We start from the raw sequence: 22,589 nt of genomic DNA on the forward strand, positions 1-22,589 counted from the left end.
CCTTCAGGTCTTAAGCTAATCCGCTGTTTGAAAAAAAGTAGTGTTAATGGGGGGAGCTTATCGGAGGTCACCCGCGTTTTTCTTATTCAGTGCAAAAGTATGAATGTTTGCAGAGGTACTTAGATGCTATCTATCTGTTATAGCATCTGGAGCAGGCTCAATATGGATATGTGCATGATTGACATCATGTTTTTCCTGCAGTAACTCCTCTATTCTCTCCGTAATCTCATGACTTTCCTGGACATCGAGAGTAGGTTCTACGTATATCGTTACTTCCACCAATGTCTGATTCCCATGCAGACGGCCTTTGATGTCTTTTACCTCTTTTACCTCTTCATCGCTGGCTATACTGTTTCTTATCGTTAGCAGTTCCCCTTCATCAAAACCATCTGTCAAGGTGTGCGTGGCATCGCGAAAAATATTCCAGGCAGTTTTACAAATGATGATGCCGACAATCAGACCCGCCGCAGGATCGAGCCAATATAAACCGAACTGTGCTCCGGCAATCCCGACGAAGGCTCCAATACTGACCAGGGCATCTGATTTGTTATCCTGTGCTGCCGCATGAAGGGATGAACTGTTGATCCTTTGCGAAAGCCGTAAATTGAAACGATAGACTGCAAGCATCACCACAGCACTGCCCAAAGCTGTCCAGGCAGTAATCATACTTGGCTGAGTCAGGGAATGATCGATGATTTTCTGAATTGTATCGAGAATGACCTGAAAACCTACGGTGACCATAATGAAAGCTGCCACCAGGGATGCGATCGTTTCGGCGCGGAAGTGACCGTAATGGTGATCCTCGTCCGGCGGCTTTCGAGAAATCCGCAAGCCGATTAATACGGCAACGGAAGCAACGACATCTGTTGTATTGTTAAGCCCGTCCGCTCTTAGGGCGTCCGAGTTTCCGATAGAAGCGATGATTAATTTGGATAGAGCCAAAATCAAGTAAGCGGCGATGCTGATCCAGGCTCCCCGTTCTCCTCTTTTTAAATTTTCATATTGACCCATGAAATGATTGCCTCCGCTTCCTGTCGCTTTTCCAGCAAACATAGCTTACCAAATGATACTTCAGTAAGTCTAGAGAAAAAAAGCTTGCTCCAGGCACTATAGTTGTCCTAAGGCAATTAAGTTTAATGAATGAAACGGACAGCCAAAAAACTTCGAATTGTCCAGACTGCGTAAGATTAATTGTACACATTTAAGGGTAAAGAAATACAAGGAATCATATTATTGGTTTTTATTATATCAAGGGAGTGAGAGCATGTATCGCGAAACGGTTATCATAGAAGGTTTAGTGGATGGAATGCGCTTCTCCAAATCAATTTTACTCTCCTACAATCCTCAACAGGAAACCATCGAAGAGGCAATCATTAATTTTTATAACAGTCAAGCACGAACCTTCGATGAACTCGCTGTCCAAAGAGGCTGGGGCGAGTGTTATTGGACTTTTCCTTCATACAGTAAAGTCGTTTAATGGGAGGCATGACCAATATGGTCTGCCTCTCTTTTGTGACTAAATTGAATGAGAAAAAAAGGTAGTTCGTCAATGGAATGAAGATGAAAACAAAGCAGTGGACCAGAAAAAACGCCCTTCATCCGGTCGAGGAAGATGGAAATGAAGCATAGGAACAGAAGAAACACATTTCATTCCGTCACGATACCTGAATCGTTACCAGAATTCTTGTTTTTTTCAAGCATTTATCAAAAATAATGTGAAACAGCTTATCATCTGCCTGTATAGGGTATAAAAATAGTGCATACTCTTGTAGGACAAGAGAATACTAGCGGGTAAAATGGAAAGGAGTATGAAATATGGTGAAAATGGCAATTTTTTATTATAGTTCCACGGGGACCAACTATCAATTGGCCCAATGGGCTGAATCTGCTGCAAAGGATGCAGGTGCTGAAGTCAGGGTCAGAAAGATTAAAGAACTTGCACCAGAAGAGGCGATAGCCCAAAATCCGGCTTGGAAAGAGCATTACGAGGCAACCAAAGATGTGCCGGAAGCGACTAATGATGATCTCGACTGGGCTGATGGATTTATTTTCAGTGTGCCGACCCGTTTTGGGAATGTCCCTTCGCAGGCTAAGCAGTTCTTCGACCAAGCTGGAGGACTATGGGCGGAAGGGAAGCTCGTCAACAAGGTAGTAAGCGCCATGACGTCTGCTCAAAATCCGCATGGTGGACAAGAAGCCACTACATTGAATTTATATACGACTATGTTCCATTGGGGAGCGATCATCGTCGGTCCTGGTTATACAGATCCGGTAACGTTTGCTGCCGGAGGAAACCCATATGGTATAAGTGTTAGTGTCGACCAGGATGGCAACATGATAGAGGATGTGGAAGCTGCTGTGAAGCATCAAGCGAAAAGAACAGTTGAAGTGACCAAAAAAATTGCAGAATAAATAAAAATCGGTTTACCAGAAGGGATGCCCCTTAAGTTATGAAAAACTTATCGGGCATCCCTTTACCTATAAGGGCTATCCGAAAAAATAGTACCGGCGTCGACTCCTCTCCTGTAAGTTTTATCCATCTTCCACTTACATTCATCGTATTCACCTTCCCCAGTAATCTCTTCGGTTTCGTTCTGCTTAAAAGAGCCAACTATCCTCCACTCCCGTGAAAACCGTCAATTCGACTAACAGGAGGCGAAAGTGATACCTCTCGAAGGTCAAGATCAAGTAATGTACTGATCCATTTCTCTCCCTTAAGGCATGCTTGTTCTCGCCATGCAGGCGACGTTGATTCTTGCATGAAAAAGCAGGACTTAGGAAAACATGAAAGGAGAGTATATTAGAAAGGAACATTGCCATGCATGCCACGAACAATCCGCACCAGGAAAGCGAAATACACGAAAAGAGATGGGCAATCGTTTCACTGGCTTCGATTCCGCTTATCATGACGTTGGGAAACTCGATGCTTATCCCGGTATTGCCGTTAATGGAAAAGGAAATGGATATTACCAAACTGCAATCAAGTTATATTATCACGGTCTATTCCATTGTAGCCATCTTTTTTATTCCCATGGCTGGATTTCTGTCCGATCGTTTTGGAAGGAAGGTCGTGATTGTTCCGTCCCTGATAGTCGTCGGGCTGGGAGGGTTGTTATCTGGATATGCTTCCTGGAAGTTGAGTGATCCATTTCCGTATATTTTGCTTGGCCGGATCCTTCAAGGAATAGGAACCTCAGGAACCGCACCGATTGTGTTGCCCCTGGTTGGAGACATGTTCCGCAGGGAGAAGGATGTGAGTGCAACACTTGGGCTGATTGAAACATCTAACACGTTTGGCAAAGTGTTAAGCCCTATTTTAGGCTCATTGCTGGCTGGAGTTATTTGGTTTTTACCATTTTGGGCCATCCCTGTATTTTGTGCGATTTCTTTACTTATGATCTTACTATTGGTACGTAAGCCGAAAAATGATAAAAAAGGACCGCCTTTCAAGGAATTCTGGAAGAATACCCGGAAAACCTTCCATAAACACGGGGGATGGTTGTCGGCAGTATTTGCCATAGGTGCGATTCTTATGTTTATTTTGTTTGGTATTTTGTTTTATTTATCGAGTGTTTTAGAAGATCAATATCATTTTTCTGGTATAAAAAAAGGTTTTTACTTGGCAGGTCCATTGGCCGCCCTCTGTCTGGCTTCTTACACAACTGGAAAAGTGATTAAAGATGACCTGGTGAAGATGAAATGGATAACTTTTTCCGGGATTCTGTTGTCCGGACTTTCGGTAGTTGCTGTCCGATTTTCTGATCAGTTTGTTTATTTATTGATTGTCTTTTTACTTTGCGGCGTCGGAATAGGGGCTGGTCTTCCATGTTTAGACGCCTTGATCACTGAAAGTATCGAAAAGGGTGTCAGAGGGACTATTACATGTATTTACAGCTCTGCCCGTTATTTAGGTGTGGCAGCAGGACCACCGATAATCGCGTTGTTAATGAAGACCAATTTGACTTGGATGGTAGTCTTACTTGCTGGCCTTGCGGTCGTGGCTGCTTTTCTTTCCTTTAAAACGATCCGGCCGGAAGCAGACGGGGAAAAAGCATAAGTAATCGGTAAGCCTGGGGATTGTCCTCCAGGCTTTTTTTGCTGTACAGGAAATGATAAATTTACCTGTCTGTGGATCATTATTGGCTGAAACAGCCACGTCCAGCTCCAGCACCAACCCTCTCGAGGTCTTAAGCCCACCTTCTGTGTGGCAAAAAGCGCCACGCCGAGGTTGTTCTTAAGCTTGTCGGAGGCCCAATCGATGTGGGTCATGCAGGCTCTAGCCTGTACAACTTTAAACCGCTTTACAAGTTGCATGCTAATAGAGCGGAGAAGCTGAATCCGAAAGTCCGCTGACAGAAGCGTTCTCCGTGATAGTGGGAAGCCATCTTCGAGTTGATTCGCAGTTTGAATTCTTAGCATACAAACTTAAAAAAAGGCTTGTCCCCTGCTAAGTGGGCACTTTTGAACGTTTTGGGAGGAAAGAATAAGGGAATTGTTCAATAAATATTCAGAAAATTATTGCATTATCACTAATTTTCTAGGATAATAAAAAAAAGGAACAAGGGGGCGTGTTCCATGAAAAAGCATAAAATCAATTATAGATTACAGGCTTTTGGAACCAATAGGAAAAGGAAAATCGTGGCTAGACGTGAAATCTCCTATGAAATTAGGCTGGCTACTCAATTACTCCTCGACGAATTATGTTTTAACTGGAACAAATCACGCTTAGAAGCTCAAATCAACAACTCGATTGATGCAAGTGACAGAGAAGCTTTCCTTTCCTTAAGCGAGCAATATCAGTCTTATGTTAAGGAATAAGCAGTATAGTTGAATAGATAAATCCTTGCCTTTTCTTTTTGAAGGCAGGGATTTTTTTACAGCATTTTTTTCTAAAAGAGCCCTCCCCATTATGTTACACTTAGAAACGTATCATAGAAAACAACAACCAGAAATGAAGGGGTTTATCATGAAGGGAAAAGCATTACTCATAACGGCGGCTCTTGGAGCCGTGTTGTTTGGCTGTCAGCAGAATGAAGAACCGAAGCAGGGTGAGGATACCAAAGCCAGTCAAACGGAACTGGATGATAAGCAAGCCTCTGACCAATCGGATTCCCAGGATGGGAATCAGGAGTCCGAACGGGATCAGGCAGGGCAAAAAGGTGACGAAAACAGTGAAAATAGCAGTGGAAATCTGGAAAAACCGGAGGACGGGGAAGTAGTTACCGTAGAGGATCCGGAAAGTACATTGGTGCTTGTCAATAAACAGTTTAAGCTTCCGGACGGTTATGAGCCACCCGACCTGATTGCGCCGGACGTGCCGTTTTATTTTGATGAAGATTTGGAAAAACGCTATATGCGCGAAGAAGCAGCGCATGCATTAGAAGATTTGTTCAACGAGGCCGAGGAGGCCGGCCTGGATTTGGTTGCTGCTTCCGGCTACCGCTCTTATGAACGCCAGGAAGAAATTTATCAGCAAAACGTCGACAGTATGGGACAGGAGGAAGCTGACAAATTCTCGGCACGGCCTGGCAATAGTGAGCATCAGACTGGCCTGGCCATGGATGTGACGTCAGCGGAGATGGCTTTCTCACTGGAGCAGTCCTTTAAACAGACCGATGAAGGGACATGGTTGGCAGAGAATGCCCATCATTACGGTTTTATTATCCGTTATCCAGAAGGAAAAGATCACATTACCGGCTATAGTTATGAGCCGTGGCATATCCGATATGTCGGGGAAAAGGCTGCCGAGAAAATCTACCAACAAGATTTGACTTTGGAAGAATACCTGTTTTCTGAATAAAACAGGTAGGCTGGGACAAAAGCATAGAGACCGAACCAAAAGCCGAACGTGATTCGAAATCCTAAATTTTTCGAACTCGTTCGGTTTTTTTGAAAGATAAGAAAGTATAAATTTCAGAGATGTCTAGCTCCAGCGCCTACCCCCTCGAGGCTTTGCTTAAGCTTGTCGGGGGCCCAAACGATGTGGGTCATGCAGGCGTTGCCACAGCACGTGGGGCTTTACCCTGTACTCCTCTGAACAGGCGCTTGCTCTTTTGTCCATTTTCATCCCCTCTCTTTTTAGGAAATCATTATTCCAACTTTTTATCGGTTCGTTTTTACAATGGAATTGGTGTCATGTCCCATTCTCCATCAAAGGCACCCTGAAAGATGGTTCCAGGGCGCCTGTTCCATAAATAGGACTAAAGCATGTCCATAAATCGTGTCACCAAGCATAACGAAATAGTAGCTGGCTTTTCTTTTGTTTCCTATTGTGGATGGGAGGATCCCTTCGAAAAAATGCAATTTTAGAAAAAACTGACAGAATCTTAACATAATTCGAGTGCTATTCTGTTATGCTTGGTTAAAGGGAAAAGGGAGGGGGAAGCTGGATGAAAAACAAACGGGTGCGCAGCTGGCTCTTATATGATTGGGGGAATTCTGCTTTCGCCACTACAATCATGGCGGCTATCTTACCAGTGTTTTATTACGATGTGGCTGCCCAAGGGCTTCCGGAAAACACGGCAGCGAGTTACTGGGGCTACTCCCAGTCCTTGGCGGTGTTGCTTGTTGCAGTCATGTCTCCAATCTTGGGGGCAATCAGTGACTATTCGGCAGCCAAAAAACAGTTTTTGCGTTTTTTTGCCTTTATGGGAATGATAGCAAGTGTACTTCTGGCTTTTGTCGGTGAAGGCGACTATTTATTTGCTTCGATCCTTTTAATTATCGGTACCATCGGGTTTTCAGGCGGAAATGTGTTTTATGATGCTTTTTTACCGGAAATAGCAGAGGGGGACAATATCGATCGCATTTCAACCAGGGGATTTGCCTATGGTTATATTGGCGGCGGACTGTTACTGGCTGTAAACGTTCTGATGCTGCTGAAACATGATTGGTTCGGCATGCCCGATCAGGCGATTGCAAGCCGTGTGTCCTTTGCCACAGTCGGACTTTGGTGGTTCGTTTTTTCGATTCCGCTATTCCGGAATATACAGGAGGAAAAGAAGCACCAACAGCAGCGCAGCCAGTCTTACGTAGTGATTGGTTTCAAACGGGTGGCTGGCACGTTCAGGGATCTAAAGCAGTATCGTCAGCTCTTAGTATTCTTGTTGGCTTTTTGGTTATATAATGATGGTGTTTCTACCATTATTAAAATGGCCACCATTTACGGGAAAGATATTGGTATTGATACTAATTCGCTGATAACCGCTCTTTTGATTACGCAGTTTATTGGCATTCCTTCCACATTCTTCTTCGGCTGGCTTGCAGGAAAAATCACGGCAAAGAGGGCATTGCTGATTTCCCTTTACACATACGTGGCCATCGTCATCTTAGGATTTTTTATGGTTTCTGCTTTTCATTTTTATTTACTGGCGGTTTGTGTCGGACTGGTTCAAGGCGGAGCGCAGGCATTGAGCCGTTCGATTTACGGAAGGATGGTACCGGGGGATAGACATGCGGAATTTTACGGATTTTATGGAATTTCTTCTAAATTCGCGGCCGTTTTTGGTCCGTTTCTGTTTGGATTTGTTGGACAGTTAACTGGTTCCAGCAGGTACGGGATTTTTTCCTTACTGCTTTTCTTTATAGCCGGGATCGTCCTCTTGCAAATGGTCAATATAGATAAAGGAATCGAGGAAGCGAACAAACAGACGAACGATGATTTAAAAGTGGAAGTACATTGACAGGATTCCTGATGGGGAAAGAAAAAGTCCGGCATTGTTAAAACGGAAGTGTCTAAACAACTGCCGGAGACGGAGAAAAGTGGCTTCTCATTCCTGTCTGTTAACAGGCTATTGCGAACTCAAACGATTGGATCACTGTATTGATTGGTCAACCCTAAGTGAAGGGCTTTGCCGGTATCGTAGGAGATGTTATCGATCAATGTTCGCAATTTTTCTTTCGTTGATTCTGAAGGACTGTTCCAGTAACCAACTACTTCATTCATGATTTCGATTCCTTCCAGCCTTGCCTGTTCGAACAATTGCCAAAAGCTTTCTCTGGAAGGCTCTTGTGTTGCCGGGTGATACCAGGTAGAGCCCGACTCATTGAGAAAATCAGCACGATCTGTTACCGGCCGATGGGAAAAAGCAGAAACGAGTGACGGGAACAAAGCATTTTTCCAACCATATGGATCATAAAGCAGCCGCAGAGCACGTTTCATGTCACGATAAGCGGACTCTACGTATTCGCTTCCCAGGTCTTCAGACAGGTCTGGATAATGTTTGCTGATCAACTTGGTCAGCAACCCAGCTACGTCTTTGCCTAGACGACGCCCGGTATCCAATTCCTTATGGACAGGAGCTTTCCAAGTTTTTAAATGACGCATTTTTTCTCCGACCAAGGTATCGATGATAATTTCTAAACGCTGATGGTTACTGCCTTGATACCCTGCTTTGTAGTGGATATAAGGATGGGCATTCCGATCAAGAATATGATGGGTGGCAAATCCAAATACATAGGCTTGTACGGCAAGTGTTTTGTCCCTCGCTTCTGTGATGAGATCGATCAGGAAATCACCACACTTTTCCGTATGCAAAAGGGTACCTATTTGGTTTACAGGTGAGGACTTTTTCCAGGGCCAAAAATTGTGGTAAAAAAATGGATCGGGCCCTTGTGCGCCAATTTTCATATAGGCATCCTGCTGCATGAATGGGTTTTCCTCCGTCAAAGAATCGGCGATTTCTTCGCAAAATAAAATATGAGTCCAACTGTTGGGCATTTCATTTCCTCCCTGGCAGGGTTAAACTGTTTGCAAGCTATTATATCGAATGATCCGGCAAAAAAGAATGACTATTCTGCGAAAAGTTTGTGTCGAATTCAGGACGGTTGAAACAAAAAGAAAGAGAGCCATGCTGGGCAGGCTCTCTTACACCACTTATAATCGCGAGCATAATCGAAGAAACGATATCCTGAAAAGTCTCTCCCTTCGCTTGCTTTGTCACTATTTTATCATGAAGTTCGAATAGAATAAATAGTTGGAAGATTATATCCTTATATTGTCAACAACCCGTCGGTTTTCTACATTCTTTGAAAATTTGGTACAATGAAGAAGAAGTATATTCAAAGGGAGGATGTCTAACGATGGATTATCGGATCGAAAAAGATACTTTGGGGGAAATGCACGTTGCGGCGGATAAATTTTGGGGAGCACAAACGCAACGAAGCAAGCAAAACTTTCCGATTGGTTCGGAAAAAATGCCACAGGAAGTCATTGATGGTTTTGCGGTTTTGAAAAAAAGTGCTGCGATGGCTAATCGTGACCTTGGCCTGCTGGAAGAAGATAAAGCGGAAGCAATTGCTTATGCAGCAGACAAAATTTTGGCAGGGGAACTGAAGGAACATTTTCCACTCGTTGTATGGCAGACAGGGAGCGGCACGCAATCCAATATGAACGTTAACGAAGTAATTGCCTATGTGGGAAACCAGTGGCTGGACGAGAAAAACAGTGAATACAAGCTTCATCCGAACGATGACGTTAATAAATCGCAAAGTTCGAATGATACATATCCGACCGCTTTGCATATCGGGGCTGTGCTCAAATTAGAGGATACTGTACTGCCTGCCCTTGACATCTTGAAACAAACATTAAAAGAAAAAATGGAAGCGTTTCAGGATATTGTGAAAATCGGCCGGACCCATTTACAGGATGCGACTCCGCTAACGCTGGGACAGGAAATCAGTGGTTGGCACCGAATGCTTGAAAAGTCAGAGGCAATGCTGGTCGACAGTATTCGTTATGTAAAAGAATTGGCGATCGGCGGTACAGCAGTAGGTACAGGGTTAAACGCTCATCCGGAATTTTCGGAACGCGTTTGTAAAAAAATCAACGAGTATACCGGCAAGGATTTTGTATCTGCTCCAAATAAGTTCCATGCGCTGACGAGCCATGACGAATTGGTCCATTCTCACGGCGCATTGAAAGCTTTGGCGGCAGATTTGATGAAGATTGCCAATGATGTACGTTGGCTAGCTAGTGGTCCGCGTTGTGGCATCGGGGAAATTACCATTCCAGCAAACGAACCAGGCAGTTCTATAATGCCGGGAAAAGTAAATCCTACGCAAAGCGAAGCGGTTACCATGGTTGCAGTCCAAGTAATGGGCAACGATGCTGCGATTGGTTTCGCGGCCAGTCAAGGTAACTTTGAACTAAATGTCTTTAAACCAGTTATCGCCCACAACTTTATCCAGTCTGCCCAATTATTGGCGGACAGCATGCTTTCCTTTGATGAGCGCTGTGTAAAAGGTTTGGAACCCAATCTGGAAAATATCGAGAAAAACCTGAAGGATTCGCTTATGCTGGTAACGGCACTGAATCCGCATATCGGTTATGAAAATGCTGCAAAAATAGCCAAAAAAGCTTTTGCTGATAATACAACACTAAAACAAGCAGCAGTCGATTCTGGCCTGTTGACCGCAGAGCAGTTTGACGAATACATCAACCCAAAAGAAATGACGTATCCGAAATAAAAATTAGCAAAAGAGCCTGGGACAAAAGCATCGTGACCAAAATAAAAACCGAACGATTCCACCATTCGTTCGGTTTTTTGATTAGCAAAAAGCAAACGTTCCACCCTATGAAAAATGAAACTTCCCACTACGTCAAGGTACTTAGCGATTCAAAGCACGTATCAAACACCAGGATAAAAAGAGAATATATAAATAAAAAAACGAACGAATTTGATAAAAATTTAAAATTCGTTCGTTTGTACTTTGATGCCATGCTTTTATTCCCGGCCTCATATGATACGTTTCACGGAGATGAAACCAGGCAATGATGATTGAACAGTATTCTTATCGGGGATATACCAAGCAAGGATATGTTTCTGATAGGAGGTTGAGGTAATGAGTAAAGTGATCGCGTACGGCAAAGAACTTGGAAAAGAGTTTAAAAAAGACGACGCAACTACTTTGGCGGCTGCCCAGGCATTTTATTATCTTCTGGCCATTGTTCCATTATTGATTTTGTTATTGTCGATTCTTCCTTACTTGTCGATCGACCCGCAGCGGGCGGTAAGCTTTGTGGAAAACGTGGTCCCATCTGAAATCGCCGGTACTTTTGAGGATACAGTTGTCAATGTTGTCAGTAACCAGCGCGGCGGTTTGCTGACGGTCGGTATTTTGGGTACTCTTTGGTCTGCTTCTAGGGCTGTCAACGCTTTTATCGATGCATCCAATCATGCTTATAATGTAGAAGAAACGAGATCTTTTATCAAAGTGAGGCTATTATCCCTCGGTTTGACATTAGGAATGGTGCTGGCGCTGGCAGTTGCTCTCGTTCTGCCGATTTTTGGAGGTGTTTTACTTGATTTTGTCAATTCATTAATCCAATTACCAAGCGGAACAGAGGTACTGATAAATATTTTGCGTTGGGTGATCAGTATCTTCGTGATGATTGTGATTTTAACAGCACTGTATTGGCTGGCGCCTAACATCGATTTTCCAATTCGCCAGGTAGTACCCGGGGCCGTTTGTGCTGCAGTAATATGGCAGGTCATTTCTTTTGGTTTTTCCTTTTATTTGGGGAACTTCAGCAACTATTCAGCTACTTACGGGAGTCTCGGCGGGGTAGTCATTCTCTTGCTTTGGTTCTTTCTGACAGGCCTGACACTCGTCATTGGAGCGGAAATCAATGCCATTTATCATCGGAAAAAGCGGGCTCGTGAAGACGTAAGTGCTTGATTATTTTACAAGTTAACGCTGAATTACCAAAGTTTTCTCCTAATAATCTGACGTTTCTGTTTCATACTAGGATTACAGGAGGTGATACACATGGCAAGCAACAACTCTAATCAATTACTCGTGCCTGGTATCGAGCAAGCATTGGATCAAATGAAAGTCGAAATCGCCCAAGAATTCGGCGTTAACCTTGGCGCTGATACAGTATCTCGTGCTAATGGTTCTGTAGGTGGAGAGATCACCAAGCGTCTTGTAAGAACTGCTCAACAGCAAATGGGCGGTTCACAACAATTTTAATTTTCCCCTCTGACAATTTTATAATATGGCTGAGGAGGCACTTGTTTATAAGTGCCTCCTTTTTCAGTGTATAGGAAATGATAAATTTAATTGACTGTGGATAATTATTGGCTGAAACAGCCACGTCCAGCTCCAGCGCCTATCCCCTCGAGGTCTTAAGCTCACCCTCTGTGTGGCAAAAAGCGCGATGCCGAGGCTGTTCTTAAGCTTGTCGGGGGCCCAAACGATGAGGGTCATGCAGGCGTTGCCACAGGACGTGGCCGCTCTAGCCTGTACTCCTTTAAAGGTGCTTGCGCTTTTGTCCTTAGAGGAAAAAGGAATATGTTTCGGGTGGTGACCCTTCAGAGTACGGGTGAATGTTGGGTTCAATCCATTGGAGAGCCTCTTCCTGCGCATGATATATTTACCAAACAAGTGGATAAATATTATCTGTCCTCCCGTAAATAATAGGGTTACAGGAGGTGATACACATGGCAAGCAACAATAACAATCAATTGCTAGTACCAGGAGTAGAGCAAGCGTTAGATCAAATGAAAGTCGAAATCGCACAAGAATTCGGCGTTAACCTTGGCGCTGACACCACCTCTCGTGCCAACGGATCTGTTGGTGGAGAAATCACGAAACGTCTTGTAAGAACTGCCCAACAACAAATGGGTGGTACTCAACAATCATAAGTGAATCAATAATGGCAGGGAGAGACACCGATTCAGGTGTCTCTCTACTTACTTTTCAGGGAATGTTAAAAGGTGCTTTTCATAGGAGTGTTGCTATATAATCCTCCGTGTTGAAAAAAGGACCTGACGCATGCGTGAATCTGTCTGGCTTTTTCTGTTTTTGGAGTGCACATCAGCCCACCGCAGAAAACATTTCTGTAATGTGGAATCGTCAAGTTCCGTTAAAGGACTGAAGGAAGTAAAACCAAAGCCTTTTTATCAGGAATATCAGGAATATCAGGAAATGAAACGGTACACGTTATACTTGGAAGGGGGAAAAAAATGGCATGTATGCTTGTCCGCTTTGCAATGGAATGAGAACGGTTCAAAGAGCGTGTCCAGCGTGTGGGGGAGAGATGACAGATCAAGGAAAATTGGTTGATTTCATGGGGGATTATAGTCCCTATCTCGTTATTGAAATTGCCAAGACTGTCGACGGGGTAAAAGATTCCAGAAGCAGTCATACGTGTGTTCATTTATTTCAGTGTTTGGGCTGTGATACCCAGAAGACGGAAGTAATACAGGAAATTCCGAAGTAATAAAAAAAGAGCAACAGGCTTGGGGGAATGCTTGCTGCTCCAAAACACTTATCTAATTCTTAATTCAGAATCTATATCGAAAAAGTGGGCTTTGTTCATATCAAGGGCCAAGTCGATTTTTTCTCCGCCATTAATGTCTGTCCGTGAATCTACACGGGCGATGAAATCCTGATCATTTACTTTGGAGTATAGATAGGATTCAGATCCCATCAATTCGGCAACATCGATGGTAGCAGTGATTTTTGTGCCTGGCGTCGACTCAATAAATACTGGTTCATCGTGCATGTCTTCTGGACGAATGCCAAGAAGTAATTCTTTGCCTACATAATTTTGGGCGCGGAGTGTTTTCATTTTTCCTTCCGGAACCTGAATTTTGATATCGCCGATTTGGAATTCGCCTTCATTCAAAGTCCCTGTCAGGAAGTTCATGGAAGGAGAACCGATAAATCCTCCAACAAAAACATTCTCCGGTTTATCATATACTTCTTTTGGAGCGCCCACCTGTTGGATGATACCATCCTTTAATACAACTAGGCGGGTTGCCATCGTCATCGCTTCCGTCTGGTCGTGGGTAACATAAATGGTAGTAGTCTGCAGACGTTTATGCAGTTTTTGGATTTCTGCACGCATTTGCACCCTTAGTTTTGCATCCAGGTTGGAAAGCGGCTCATCCATCAGGAACACTTTGGCATCCCGTACAATGGCACGGCCAAGTGCCACACGCTGACGCTGTCCACCTGACAACGCTTTCGGTTTACGGTCAAGATACCCTTCAAGCCCGAGGATTTTAGCAGCGTTTTGGACACGCTGATCGATTTCGTCTTTTTTGAATTTACGAAGTTTCAATCCAAAAGCCATGTTGTCATACACATTCATATGCGGGTATAAGGCATAGTTTTGGAATACCATGGCGATGTCCCGATCCTTCGGTGCCACATCATTCATACGGGTGTTATCAATATAAAAGTCTCCGTCTGAAATTTCTTCCAAGCCGGCAATCATTCTTAAAGTAGTAGACTTTCCGCAACCGGAAGGACCGACAAATACCACAAACTCTTTATCGGCTATTTCCAGGTTGAAATCTTCGACCGCTGTAACGTTTTTATCGTAGACCTTGTAAATGTTCTTCAGACTAAGTTCAGCCATGTTTATCTCCTCCCGCTTTATGTAAGCGTTTTTATTTATAGGTTCATTGTACGCAATTGTCTGATACCCGTAAATGGACGAAGTGCACAAAGTCTTGCAGCAGGTTTTGTGCACACTAACCAATTCAGCGTATTTGGTTAATCATTAACGCTAAATAAACCGTTAAAGCGCCCTTGAACTGTTTGACGTCGATCCCGGTTTTTTCAATGAATTTGTCTACACGGTACTGAAGGCTGTTGCGGTGCATATATAGTTCTTTGGCAGCCATGGTGGCATTGGAGTTACATTCAAGAAACGTCTGAATGGTCGCCAGCAATTCTTTCTCTTCCAACGTATCCTGAAAAACAGCGGAAACAATCTCTTCGTTTCGTACGCTCGACTGCGACAGAATGAGGTACGGAACAGCGTCGATAAAAGATAGCACAGAGCTTTTGGTGTACCTGCGAACCGTTTCAAACCATTCCGCGCCTTTTTGAAAACGTTTGCGAGCGTGGACTAAATCAGAAAAAGACGGTCCGATAAAAAGATGGACTTTCATGTAAAAGTCGCTCATTAACAAATCGGTGATTTGTCCATAGCTGATTTTCCCATCATCTGGCTCGCGGCCTTGTTCAACGATGACCCCTTGATTGGCTGAAATCCAAACGATGGGGACGAATTCAGGATAAAAGCCGGCAATAGCCTCCCGAAAAGCTGCTGGTTCAATAGTGGATTCAGATAAATGAAAATAAATAAAACGGTAAGCATCGCCCTTTATCTCTGGCACCTGATCAGACGGTGTGCCATGAAGGAGAAGTTCCGTCCAAGCGAGCTCCTGTTGGTTCAATGGTGCATGACGGAAATGATAAGACTGAAGGAAGGCTTCCAGGAGAAGCAGATCCTTTTCCGTAAGTTCCTTTTCAGGGATGCCGACTATTTCGTTTTTATCCGTAGTAAACCATCGGTAAGCATCTATGTCTGGCTGCTCTTCCGGGCGGTATTCAATTAGTCCGGGAAAAACAGCGCGTAGTTTGTTAATCATAAAAAGGGCCTCCCTCCTCCTGTTTTCTTTCATTATACCAAAAGGGACAAGCAGGGAAGATTTGAATGAGTGGAAAGTGTTCTGTCCTAAGAAGAAAAGTGATGATAACAGAAAAGTGGATGGTTATGCTTTTACTTAGCGAAACGGGCTGACAAACGGGAGAAAAGCTTAATGAGGTTGGGACATAACATACATCTACCTGCAAAAATCGAACGAATTCTAAATGCTAATCGAATTCGCTCGGTTTTTTGATTTGTAAGTTCCTTAGATAGACTTCCTTTTATCCTGTTGTTTGATGAGTGCTTCATATCGCTACGTTTCGCGTTCTGCTTTTTACATGACCAGGATAGTAGCTTCTCTTTTTAATAGTGCAAATCTCCACTCCGGCAAGGTACTTCACTTTCCGCGGGCACGGCTTCAGCTAACTTAGTAAAGAAAAGCACTTTACCAAGTGGATCTTCAGCTCGCGCTCTTCCCGCTAGAGTCTGCGTACCTTGCCTCCGTTTGGAAAGCTAAGCCGCATAAAAATCAGGAGTCCTCTTTATCATTTTTATGCGGTTGGTATTGGCACACTCAAATTGCCGAAGAATAAAGGAAACTTCCCATCCTGATTTTTCGTCTTCGTCAAAAAAGAGTCTGTCATGCTGTTTAGTTAATCGGGATCAGGAAAGGGACGTTCTTGCCGAGGTAAATCGCGACTGTTTTCGATTTGGCTTCGTTCTTTATTTTCACGCACGGTTCCACCGGCAAGTCCCTCATTGATCATCCGGTCGACATCAAGTTCGTAGTTTTTTTTATCCTTAAAAAGAGACTTTTCTTTTTTCTTCATCACTTTCATCCCTCCTTACCTGAATAGGATTGCTAAGAAGGCGGTGAATCATTCCTTGTTTACTCTTTCTTGAAGATTGGTCAAGTAGAAGGCAAATTGAAACGGGGAGGCCAGCACGGTTTCCGCCTGTTCCTGGAGCTTCGGGTGCTGGAAGACACCGTAGCCAGGTTTAGAGTTCACCTCAAACAACCAGACACGTCCCTCTTTATCGATTCCGAAATCAATGCCGATTTCCCCGATGGTTGACGGATAGTTTTTTTCGATGATCCCGGCAACTAACAGAGCCATTGTTTCCAAACGCTTTTTAATTTTTTTCCCGTCTTCTTCTCCAAATACTTCTTCAACTAGCAATACTTTTCCACCACGTTTCAAATGGGTGGTCAAGCTCCCTTTTCCGGCGAATTTTGCACAGATAAGGGGGACTTCCCAACTGTTTCGGTGGTTCTTGTTGACATGGACACGAAAATCTAGCGGGCTTTTTCTCTTTTGAACTAAGTCGATTTCCTGCTGGGCTACGTAACCTTCCATTCCATTTGGGAAATGCTGTTGAAAAAAAGCTGTTGGTTTTTCGTAGCGGTTTACCTGCGGTTTATCCTCCAAGTAGTAATGGCATTCCAATTCTCCTGAAGGGAGCTTACGGCACTTGATGATCCCTTCCCCTCTGCTCCCATGAATCGGTTTAATATACACATTATATTTTTTGAGCATTGTTTCGATTTTTTTCTCAGAAGGGTGTAAAATAGTTTCCGGTACAAGAAAGGAACATGCCGGATCTTTCATCATGTATTGATAAATTTCCCATTTGTTGAAAAAACTGTTGTTAAACAAAACTGCTTGTTCTGTCAGAATGGACTTAGCCCGGATTACTGCCGGATGGTGTTCTGTTTTACGATTGGGAATTCGATTGTAAATCACCTTGGGTATTGGAAAGCGTCCTTGCTTCCAGCTCCCTTTCTCGAAATAAAAAGCCTGGATATGTGTTTTGTCGCGGTCGATATGCTGGTGGCCAAAAATCAGTGCCTGCATCCCCATCTTTTCTCCAGCCCTGTTCATCCGGAGGAAAATGGGGGAGCGTTCATCTGCCAGAAAATCATTTCCGGAGAAACCGGCAGTAAAGATACCCATCGTCAACAGGATCGTACATCGTTTTTTCTGAAGTTTCACTGTGAAGGAAGAGCTTTTGTGCAGGTTGAGCAGGTCCTTCAAGCGGGAAGAGATGTATAACGTTTCAGAATCTTTGTCATGGACAAGCGTTTCAACAGGGGAGTGAATGGGGCCGTATTGTATCTCCGTTATAGCCTGAAACTTTTCTAAATGGCGGTAAGGAACAATCATCCGGCTTTGGTTGCCAGGATAAAATTTAATCTTGAACGTTTCCATCGCAAAATCCCCTCCCGTTGATAGCATGTTCTACTAACCAATTATATGTGGAAGTTCCCGTCGCATGCGTGGGAACTCTGGCAAGCAATTGATAAAGAGAGGTCGATGTAAAAGTGTCAGCAATTGTATTGATCATCATGATGATCGTAATAGGAGCAATTATTGGCGGATTGACGAATTCGCTAGCGATTAAAATGTTGTTTCGTCCTTATGAGGCCAAATATCTTGGATCCTGGAAGCTTCCATTCACCCCTGGATTGATTCCAAAGCGAAGGGATGAGCTAGCCAGACAATTGGGACGCATGGTGGTAGAACACCTGCTGACCCCGTCTGGAATCAGAAAAAAGTTACAGCAGCCCCTCTTTCAAAAACAACTGACCAGTTGGGCGCAAAAGGAAACAGCAAGCCTGCTTGACAGCAATGCAACCTTAAAAGAAGCATTGGCATCTGCAGGATTCACTGTGAACGAGCGGGAAGTCAGAGAGAAGATTGCCGAGCTGTCTGAGCAACAATATCGGGAGTTCATTTCGGCTATTCACGAAAAGACGTTGCATGATTTTTTGCCGCCGGAATGGGAACAAAAAATCAATAACGGAGTAAGCCGTGCTGGCGAATTCGCTCAGGATAAACTGGTGGAGTACTTATCGAGCGCGGAAGCAAAAAATAAAATAGGCGCAGTCGTGGAGAGTTATCTGGATGGGAAGGGTTTTTTCGGAAATATGATTTCCTCTTTTCTTGGGAATGAAGGACTTGCCGACAAAATTCAGCCATTACTTGTCGATTATGTCAGGTCGGAGGAGGCTGGTACGATCATCGAAAAAATGCTCGGCCAGGAAGTGGAACGCCTTTACTACCAGACAACGATCGGCGAACTTGAAGAAAAAGTGGGGGCAGATGAAATGGCTCGTGTGATCGGTCAAGTGGTTTCCCGGTCCGTTCCGGTCGACCGTTGGTTGAATAAAACTATACAGACATGGACAGAACCTTTTAAACAGCAAGTCCTGACTAATATGGTTCCAAACGTGGTCGACAAAGTTTCCAGTGCTCTCGGCGATCGGATGGAAGGATTGATGGACAGCCTCCACCTGGCCGAAATAGTTGAAAAAGAAGTAGAGGCATTTCCAACCAAAAGGATTGAGCAGCTAGTACTGGACATATCCAGGCGGGAGTTCAAGATGATTACCTATCTGGGCGCATTGCTCGGAGGAGCGATTGGTTTTATACAGGGAATGATTGTGACGTTGTTGAATTAGTGGAGTCCTCTATTTATCATCCCTATGACTATACATTGTATTTTAGGTTTGTTATAGTGGGGAAAGTAGCGTGAGAACGCAAAAATAGGAGGATTTTACAAAATGGCAAATATTTATGACAGTGCCTACGATCTAGAAAAGGCAATCCGTGAAAGTGATGAATTTAAAGGGCTGAAACAAGCTTACGATAAGGTAATGGCCGATGAATCGGCAAAAAAAATGTTTGATGATTTCCGTACTACCCAAATGCAGCTTCAAGAAAAACAAATGCAAGGCCAGGAAATCACCGAAGAAGAAGTCGAGAAAGCAAAAGGTGTTGTAGAATTGGTCCAGCAACATCCGGAGATTTCCAAGCTGATGGAAGAAGAACAACGACTGAACGTTGTTATTAATGATGTAAGCAAAATCATTACGAAACCATTAGAAGAGCTGTACGGTAACCCGGATCAGCAGCAGTAAGACACAGAAGCAGCCCCATCCTTGCTTTGATGGGGCTGCTTTTTTCCTTTTATCAGAGCGTGTACATTCCAGAGGCGTTATTGCTCCTTTACCCCTTCGAGTATTTCCTCTGTGTCCTGTCAGCACTGTGCAGGTGGCTTTGCTTTAACTTGCCGGAGGAGCTTGCACTTTTCTTATGGCTTAAAAGACGTGCAGAAGTTCTCAGCGATGAAACAATACAAGTTTTCCATCCGGAGAAATACAGCGGTGCGTGTAGTTGCTATATTCCAAATCTTCGAGTCGATTGGTCCCGATTTGTTCAGCATCTTTATCACTTGCTGCTTCGAAGGTTTCCTCCAGCAGTTTTTTTCCTTCTTGGTCAAATACAGTTAGTACATAAGCTTTCACTAATGACCCTCCTACATGATGATTCCGTATACTTATTCTTTGTAACCCGGCCAAATTCCTTTAAGAATACAGTTTTTTAACAGGTTATTGCTTTTGTCCCAGAAACAGCAAGTAACATTATGGAAATTCACTTCCCTTCTTGCTAATCTCTTCGCAATTGTTTCGGTTGTTAGAAAATAGGTGTGCTTGTTGTATAGTGTCTTTCTGCAGTCTCGGCTTAAGGAACATCCAAAGAGTTTTGGTTACTTTCTATTTTATGTCCATTGGGACTAAAGCAACTTAAACGATAAGTGGTTGTGGATAAAAATAACCTATAACCCTATACCCTTTCAACAGAAAAATATATAATGAAAACGGAACTTTTCGATTAGATAGTACGTAAATACAGGGGAGATGGGGAGAGGAGATGTTCTATGACATTAAAAATCAGTAATGTTACCAAGCGTTTTGGCAACTTCACAGCAGTCGACAATCTGTCACTTGAGATTCCGGAAGGCCAGATTTTCGGTTTTCTGGGTGCTAATGGAGCAGGTAAAACGACAACATTCCGGATGATACTCGGGCTGCTGGATATTACAGAGGGCAGTATCGATTGGGATGGCAAAAAAATCAATTACAGCAACAGTGATGCAATCGGATATTTACCCGAAGAGCGTGGTTTATATCCCAAGCTGACGGTCAAAGACCAAATTATTTATCTTGGCCGGCTGCGCGGCATGCAAAAAAATGAAATCGTCGCTGAATTAAAAGGGTGGCTAGAAAAGTTTCGTGTCCCTGCTTATTTAGATAAAAAAATCGAGGAACTATCAAAGGGGAACCAGCAAAAAATACAATTTATTTCCGCCGTCATTCACCGGCCCAAGTTGCTGATACTGGATGAGCCGTTCTCCGGCCTTGATCCAGTCAATGTGGAAATGCTTAAGCAGGCTGTAGTGGACTTGAAAAGTAAAGGAACTTCGATTGTGTTTTCATCCCACCGGATGGAGCATGTAGAAGAGCTTTGTGAGTATTTATGCATCATGCAGCATGGCAGTCCGGTCGTTCATGGCTCCTTAAAAGAAATCAAGCGTGCATTTGGCAAGAAAAAACTATTTATTCATGCTGATTTTGACTTGGCATTCTTAAAGGATCTTGCCGGTGTCGTTCATTATAAAGCAACGACAGAAGGATGCGAGCTGCAAATCAATGATGAAGCGGTATCACAGGAAGTGCTGACTGCCCTTCACGATCGAGGGTTTGTGAGAAAATTCGCTCTTGAAGAGCCGTCCTTAAACGATATTTTTATTGAGAAAGCAGGTGCATCTTATGAATAAATTTTGGATCGTTTTGTCCCATACATACATGACCCGTTTCAAAACGAAGTCATTTTTGATCACCAATATCATCGCTTTACTTGTTATCGTGGGAATGGCCAATATCACTTCGATTATCGATTTGTTTGATAGTGAGGAAAATAGAGAAGTAGCGGTTCTCGATGAAACAGGAGAGATCTTTACTTCGCTAAAAGAGAGTGTGGAAAACACGGCTTCTGATGTTACGCTGGAACAATATGAAGGAACAGCAGAAGAAGCAAAAGAGGCTGTTGAGGCAGAAGATTATGAGGCCTTTCTTTCAATAAGCTATGACGAACAAAACTTGCCGCAGGCTTCCTATTACGCTAACCAAATTGCCTCATCTGAACTTAGCAACACGTTGGAGCAACAATTACAGCAGATCAAAGTAGCAATGGCGACGAACAATGCAGGAATCGATCAGTCGCAGCTTGAGGAAATTTATCAACCAGTGGCATTTGAAGCAGTGGCATTGCAAGAGAGCGCAAAAACAGAGGAAGAATTGAGTGAGGCACGCGGTCTCGTGTATATTATCTTGTTTTTGCTTTATATCTCGGTGATAACATATGGCAATATGATCGCTATGGATATTGCCAATGAAAAGACATCACGGGTCATGGAAATTTTGATTTCCAGTGCTTCGCCAGTGAGTCAGATGTTTGCCAAGATACTTGGGATAGCACTGCTCGGTTTGACCCAAGTCGGTTTGTTTATTGTCGTCGGTTATATCGTCCTGCAACAAAAACAATCTGAAATGACAGGTGGCGTGTTTGAATACTTTGGCCTGTCTGGAGTGACGGCTTCCACTTTTATCTATGCAATTGTATTTTTTGTTCTTGGTTATTTGTTGTATGCGACGCTGGCGGCGATGCTCGGTTCCCTCGTCAGCCGCATCGAGGATGTACAGCAATTGATGATGCCGATGATATTCCTGGTGATGATTGCCTTTTTCATCGCTATGTTCGGTTTAAATGTGCCTGAATCCAGTTTCGTGACAGTCACTTCTTATATCCCGTTTTTCACTCCGATGTTGATGTTCCTGCGAGTGGGCATGCTGGATGTTCCAGCATGGGAGGTTGCCTTGTCGATCGTCATCATGCTTGCTTCGATTGGTTTGCTAGCGGCGTTGGGAGCCCGGGTTTATCGCGGAGGTGTTTTGATGTACGGCAAAGCATCTTCGTTAAAAGACTTTAAAAAAGCTTTACAGCTTTCCAAAAAATCCTGACACGTTTTCCGGGAAGGCTCTAACATCATTTGAAAGAGGCAGGAGTATCCTATAAATCCACTTGCAAAATCAAACGATAACAGGATAAGAAGATGATAAGTACTTCTTATGCATTCGGTAGATTACGCGATGGAAGAAGCGGCGAAGGAAAGTGAAGTTTTTTAGGTAGGCTTTCTTTCATTCTGTTGTTTGATGTGTGCTTTAAATCGCTGCGTCAAGATACTGTGCCTTCTCGGGCACGGCTTCAAATTCCTCCGAAAGCATAAACCTGCGGACAGCGAAGTGCCTTGCGGAGTGGATATCATTGGGGAGAACGGTTTATTTTTTGTCAAG

General features: G+C 43.6%; 22 protein-coding genes. 15 read left to right on the plus strand and 7 right to left on the minus strand.

Going from position 1 to position 22,589, the window contains the following annotated elements:
- Positions 1–126 precede the first annotated feature (126 nt).
- Entirely contained in the window at positions 127–1,011 is an 885-nt protein-coding gene (locus tag ERJ70_RS04350) for a cation diffusion facilitator family transporter (RefSeq protein ID WP_209367423.1), read from the minus strand.
- Between the two features lie 253 nt (positions 1,012–1,264).
- Here ERJ70_RS04350 and ERJ70_RS04355 point away from each other — a divergent pair, with 253 nt between their 5' ends.
- The 6 genes from ERJ70_RS04355 (at position 1,265) to ERJ70_RS04380 (ending at position 7,682) form a co-directional block, all read left to right on the plus strand.
- On the plus strand, positions 1,265–1,477 hold the full coding sequence (locus ERJ70_RS04355; protein WP_209367424.1) for a hypothetical protein: 213 nt from the start codon (positions 1,265–1,267) through the stop codon (positions 1,475–1,477).
- Between the two features lie 338 nt (positions 1,478–1,815).
- Positions 1,816–2,412, plus strand: coding sequence for an NAD(P)H:quinone oxidoreductase (wrbA, locus tag ERJ70_RS04360; protein WP_209367425.1), 597 nt, complete (start codon positions 1,816–1,818; stop codon positions 2,410–2,412).
- A 406-nt stretch (positions 2,413–2,818) separates the two neighbouring features.
- Positions 2,819–4,057: an MFS transporter gene (locus ERJ70_RS04365; RefSeq protein ID WP_209367426.1), complete on the plus strand. Its 1,239-nt coding sequence runs from the start codon at positions 2,819–2,821 to the stop codon at positions 4,055–4,057.
- Positions 4,058–4,575: 518 nt separating this feature from the next.
- Entirely contained in the window at positions 4,576–4,818 is a 243-nt protein-coding gene (locus ERJ70_RS04370; protein WP_209367427.1) for an IDEAL domain-containing protein, read from the plus strand.
- 148 nt (positions 4,819–4,966) lie between these two features.
- Entirely contained in the window at positions 4,967–5,800 is an 834-nt protein-coding gene (locus tag ERJ70_RS04375; RefSeq protein WP_209367428.1) for a M15 family metallopeptidase, read from the plus strand.
- Between the two features lie 589 nt (positions 5,801–6,389).
- Complete coding sequence (locus ERJ70_RS04380; RefSeq protein ID WP_209367429.1) at positions 6,390–7,682, plus strand: MFS transporter; 1,293 nt, start codon at positions 6,390–6,392, stop codon at positions 7,680–7,682.
- 119 nt (positions 7,683–7,801) lie between these two features.
- On the opposite strand, the gene ERJ70_RS04385 is transcribed toward ERJ70_RS04380, so the two are convergent.
- Complete coding sequence (locus ERJ70_RS04385; RefSeq protein ID WP_209367430.1) at positions 7,802–8,719, minus strand: zinc dependent phospholipase C family protein; 918 nt, start codon at positions 8,717–8,719, stop codon at positions 7,802–7,804.
- A 362-nt stretch (positions 8,720–9,081) separates the two neighbouring features.
- Here ERJ70_RS04385 and fumC point away from each other — a divergent pair, with 362 nt between their 5' ends.
- The 5 genes from fumC to ERJ70_RS04410 all read left to right on the plus strand — a co-directional run bounded on the left by fumC (position 9,082) and on the right by ERJ70_RS04410 (position 13,225).
- The gene (gene fumC / locus ERJ70_RS04390; RefSeq protein WP_209367432.1) at positions 9,082–10,467 is read left to right on the plus strand and encodes a class II fumarate hydratase; all 1,386 of its coding nucleotides are present in this window, start codon (positions 9,082–9,084) and stop codon (positions 10,465–10,467) included.
- A gap of 375 nt (positions 10,468–10,842) precedes the next feature.
- Complete coding sequence (locus ERJ70_RS04395; protein WP_209367434.1) at positions 10,843–11,679, plus strand: YihY/virulence factor BrkB family protein; 837 nt, start codon at positions 10,843–10,845, stop codon at positions 11,677–11,679.
- Positions 11,680–11,769: 90 nt separating this feature from the next.
- Entirely contained in the window at positions 11,770–11,973 is a 204-nt protein-coding gene (locus ERJ70_RS04400; RefSeq protein WP_074598179.1) for an alpha/beta-type small acid-soluble spore protein, read from the plus strand.
- Positions 11,974–12,443: 470 nt separating this feature from the next.
- Complete coding sequence (locus ERJ70_RS04405; protein WP_026569106.1) at positions 12,444–12,647, plus strand: alpha/beta-type small acid-soluble spore protein; 204 nt, start codon at positions 12,444–12,446, stop codon at positions 12,645–12,647.
- A 395-nt stretch (positions 12,648–13,042) separates the two neighbouring features.
- Positions 13,043–13,225: a hypothetical protein gene (locus ERJ70_RS04410; protein ID WP_245208113.1), complete on the plus strand. Its 183-nt coding sequence runs from the start codon at positions 13,043–13,045 to the stop codon at positions 13,223–13,225.
- 48 nt (positions 13,226–13,273) lie between these two features.
- On the opposite strand, the gene msmX is transcribed toward ERJ70_RS04410, so the two are convergent.
- The 4 genes from msmX to ERJ70_RS04430 all read right to left on the minus strand — a co-directional run bounded on the left by msmX (position 13,274) and on the right by ERJ70_RS04430 (position 17,601).
- Positions 13,274–14,371: an ABC transporter ATP-binding protein gene (gene msmX, locus ERJ70_RS04415; protein WP_209367438.1), complete on the minus strand. Its 1,098-nt coding sequence runs from the start codon at positions 14,369–14,371 to the stop codon at positions 13,274–13,276.
- Between the two features lie 124 nt (positions 14,372–14,495).
- Positions 14,496–15,392, minus strand: a complete 897-nt coding sequence (locus ERJ70_RS04420) for a PucR family transcriptional regulator (RefSeq protein ID WP_209367440.1) — start codon at positions 15,390–15,392, stop codon at positions 14,496–14,498.
- 652 nt (positions 15,393–16,044) lie between these two features.
- Positions 16,045–16,221 (minus strand): hypothetical protein, encoded by a 177-nt coding sequence (locus ERJ70_RS04425; RefSeq protein ID WP_209367442.1) that lies wholly within the window; start codon positions 16,219–16,221, stop codon positions 16,045–16,047.
- Positions 16,222–16,269: 48 nt separating this feature from the next.
- Positions 16,270–17,601, minus strand: coding sequence for a YheC/YheD family endospore coat-associated protein (locus ERJ70_RS04430; protein ID WP_209367444.1), 1,332 nt, complete (start codon positions 17,599–17,601; stop codon positions 16,270–16,272).
- 113 nt (positions 17,602–17,714) lie between these two features.
- Here ERJ70_RS04430 and ERJ70_RS04435 point away from each other — a divergent pair, with 113 nt between their 5' ends.
- Positions 17,715–18,854: a DUF445 domain-containing protein gene (locus ERJ70_RS04435; protein WP_209367446.1), complete on the plus strand. Its 1,140-nt coding sequence runs from the start codon at positions 17,715–17,717 to the stop codon at positions 18,852–18,854.
- Between the two features lie 102 nt (positions 18,855–18,956).
- Positions 18,957–19,313 (plus strand): YlbF/YmcA family competence regulator, encoded by a 357-nt coding sequence (locus tag ERJ70_RS04440; RefSeq protein WP_209367448.1) that lies wholly within the window; start codon positions 18,957–18,959, stop codon positions 19,311–19,313.
- A gap of 201 nt (positions 19,314–19,514) precedes the next feature.
- On the opposite strand, the gene ERJ70_RS04445 is transcribed toward ERJ70_RS04440, so the two are convergent.
- Positions 19,515–19,700 carry a YhzD family protein gene (locus ERJ70_RS04445; RefSeq protein ID WP_209367450.1) on the minus strand — a complete coding sequence of 62 codons (186 nt, stop codon included), beginning with the start codon at positions 19,698–19,700 and terminating at the stop codon, positions 19,515–19,517.
- Between the two features lie 413 nt (positions 19,701–20,113).
- Here ERJ70_RS04445 and ERJ70_RS04450 point away from each other — a divergent pair, with 413 nt between their 5' ends.
- Positions 20,114–21,013 carry an ABC transporter ATP-binding protein gene (locus tag ERJ70_RS04450; protein ID WP_209367452.1) on the plus strand — a complete coding sequence of 300 codons (900 nt, stop codon included), beginning with the start codon at positions 20,114–20,116 and terminating at the stop codon, positions 21,011–21,013.
- Positions 21,006–22,256: an ABC transporter permease gene (locus ERJ70_RS04455; protein WP_209367454.1), complete on the plus strand. Its 1,251-nt coding sequence runs from the start codon at positions 21,006–21,008 to the stop codon at positions 22,254–22,256. The genes ERJ70_RS04450 and ERJ70_RS04455 overlap by 8 nt, the downstream gene beginning before the upstream one ends.
- Positions 22,257–22,589 lie beyond the last annotated feature (333 nt).

Origin of the sequence: Sediminibacillus dalangtanensis, from assembly GCF_017792025.1 — a bacterium.
GTDB lineage: Bacteria > Bacillota > Bacilli > Bacillales > Amphibacillaceae > Sediminibacillus > Sediminibacillus dalangtanensis.

Excerpts from the sequence above, each read along its gene's own strand:
- ERJ70_RS04350 (WP_209367423.1), bottom strand. The coding sequence starts at position 1,011 with ATGGGTCAATATGAAAATTTAAAAAGAGGAGAACGGGGAGCCTGGATC.
- msmX (WP_209367438.1), bottom strand. The coding sequence starts at position 14,371 with ATGGCTGAACTTAGTCTGAAGAACATTTACAAGGTCTACGATAAAAAC.
- ERJ70_RS04355 (WP_209367424.1), top strand. The coding sequence starts at position 1,265 with ATGTATCGCGAAACGGTTATCATAGAAGGTTTAGTGGATGGAATGCGC.
- ERJ70_RS04410 (WP_245208113.1), top strand. The coding sequence starts at position 13,043 with ATGACAGATCAAGGAAAATTGGTTGATTTCATGGGGGATTATAGTCCC.
- ERJ70_RS04425 (WP_209367442.1), bottom strand. The coding sequence starts at position 16,221 with ATGAAGAAAAAAGAAAAGTCTCTTTTTAAGGATAAAAAAAACTACGAA.
- ERJ70_RS04370 (WP_209367427.1), top strand. The coding sequence starts at position 4,576 with ATGAAAAAGCATAAAATCAATTATAGATTACAGGCTTTTGGAACCAAT.
- ERJ70_RS04405 (WP_026569106.1), top strand. The coding sequence starts at position 12,444 with ATGGCAAGCAACAATAACAATCAATTGCTAGTACCAGGAGTAGAGCAA.
- ERJ70_RS04375 (WP_209367428.1), top strand. The coding sequence starts at position 4,967 with ATGAAGGGAAAAGCATTACTCATAACGGCGGCTCTTGGAGCCGTGTTG.
- ERJ70_RS04440 (WP_209367448.1), top strand. The coding sequence starts at position 18,957 with ATGGCAAATATTTATGACAGTGCCTACGATCTAGAAAAGGCAATCCGT.
- ERJ70_RS04380 (WP_209367429.1), top strand. The coding sequence starts at position 6,390 with ATGAAAAACAAACGGGTGCGCAGCTGGCTCTTATATGATTGGGGGAAT.
- ERJ70_RS04365 (WP_209367426.1), top strand. The coding sequence starts at position 2,819 with ATGCATGCCACGAACAATCCGCACCAGGAAAGCGAAATACACGAAAAG.
- ERJ70_RS04455 (WP_209367454.1), top strand. The coding sequence starts at position 21,006 with ATGAATAAATTTTGGATCGTTTTGTCCCATACATACATGACCCGTTTC.
- ERJ70_RS04385 (WP_209367430.1), bottom strand. The coding sequence starts at position 8,719 with ATGCCCAACAGTTGGACTCATATTTTATTTTGCGAAGAAATCGCCGAT.
- ERJ70_RS04450 (WP_209367452.1), top strand. The coding sequence starts at position 20,114 with ATGACATTAAAAATCAGTAATGTTACCAAGCGTTTTGGCAACTTCACA.
- ERJ70_RS04395 (WP_209367434.1), top strand. The coding sequence starts at position 10,843 with ATGAGTAAAGTGATCGCGTACGGCAAAGAACTTGGAAAAGAGTTTAAA.
- ERJ70_RS04400 (WP_074598179.1), top strand. The coding sequence starts at position 11,770 with ATGGCAAGCAACAACTCTAATCAATTACTCGTGCCTGGTATCGAGCAA.
- ERJ70_RS04430 (WP_209367444.1), bottom strand. The coding sequence starts at position 17,601 with ATGGAAACGTTCAAGATTAAATTTTATCCTGGCAACCAAAGCCGGATG.
- fumC (WP_209367432.1), top strand. The coding sequence starts at position 9,082 with ATGGATTATCGGATCGAAAAAGATACTTTGGGGGAAATGCACGTTGCG.
- ERJ70_RS04420 (WP_209367440.1), bottom strand. The coding sequence starts at position 15,392 with ATGATTAACAAACTACGCGCTGTTTTTCCCGGACTAATTGAATACCGC.
- wrbA (WP_209367425.1), top strand. The coding sequence starts at position 1,816 with ATGGTGAAAATGGCAATTTTTTATTATAGTTCCACGGGGACCAACTAT.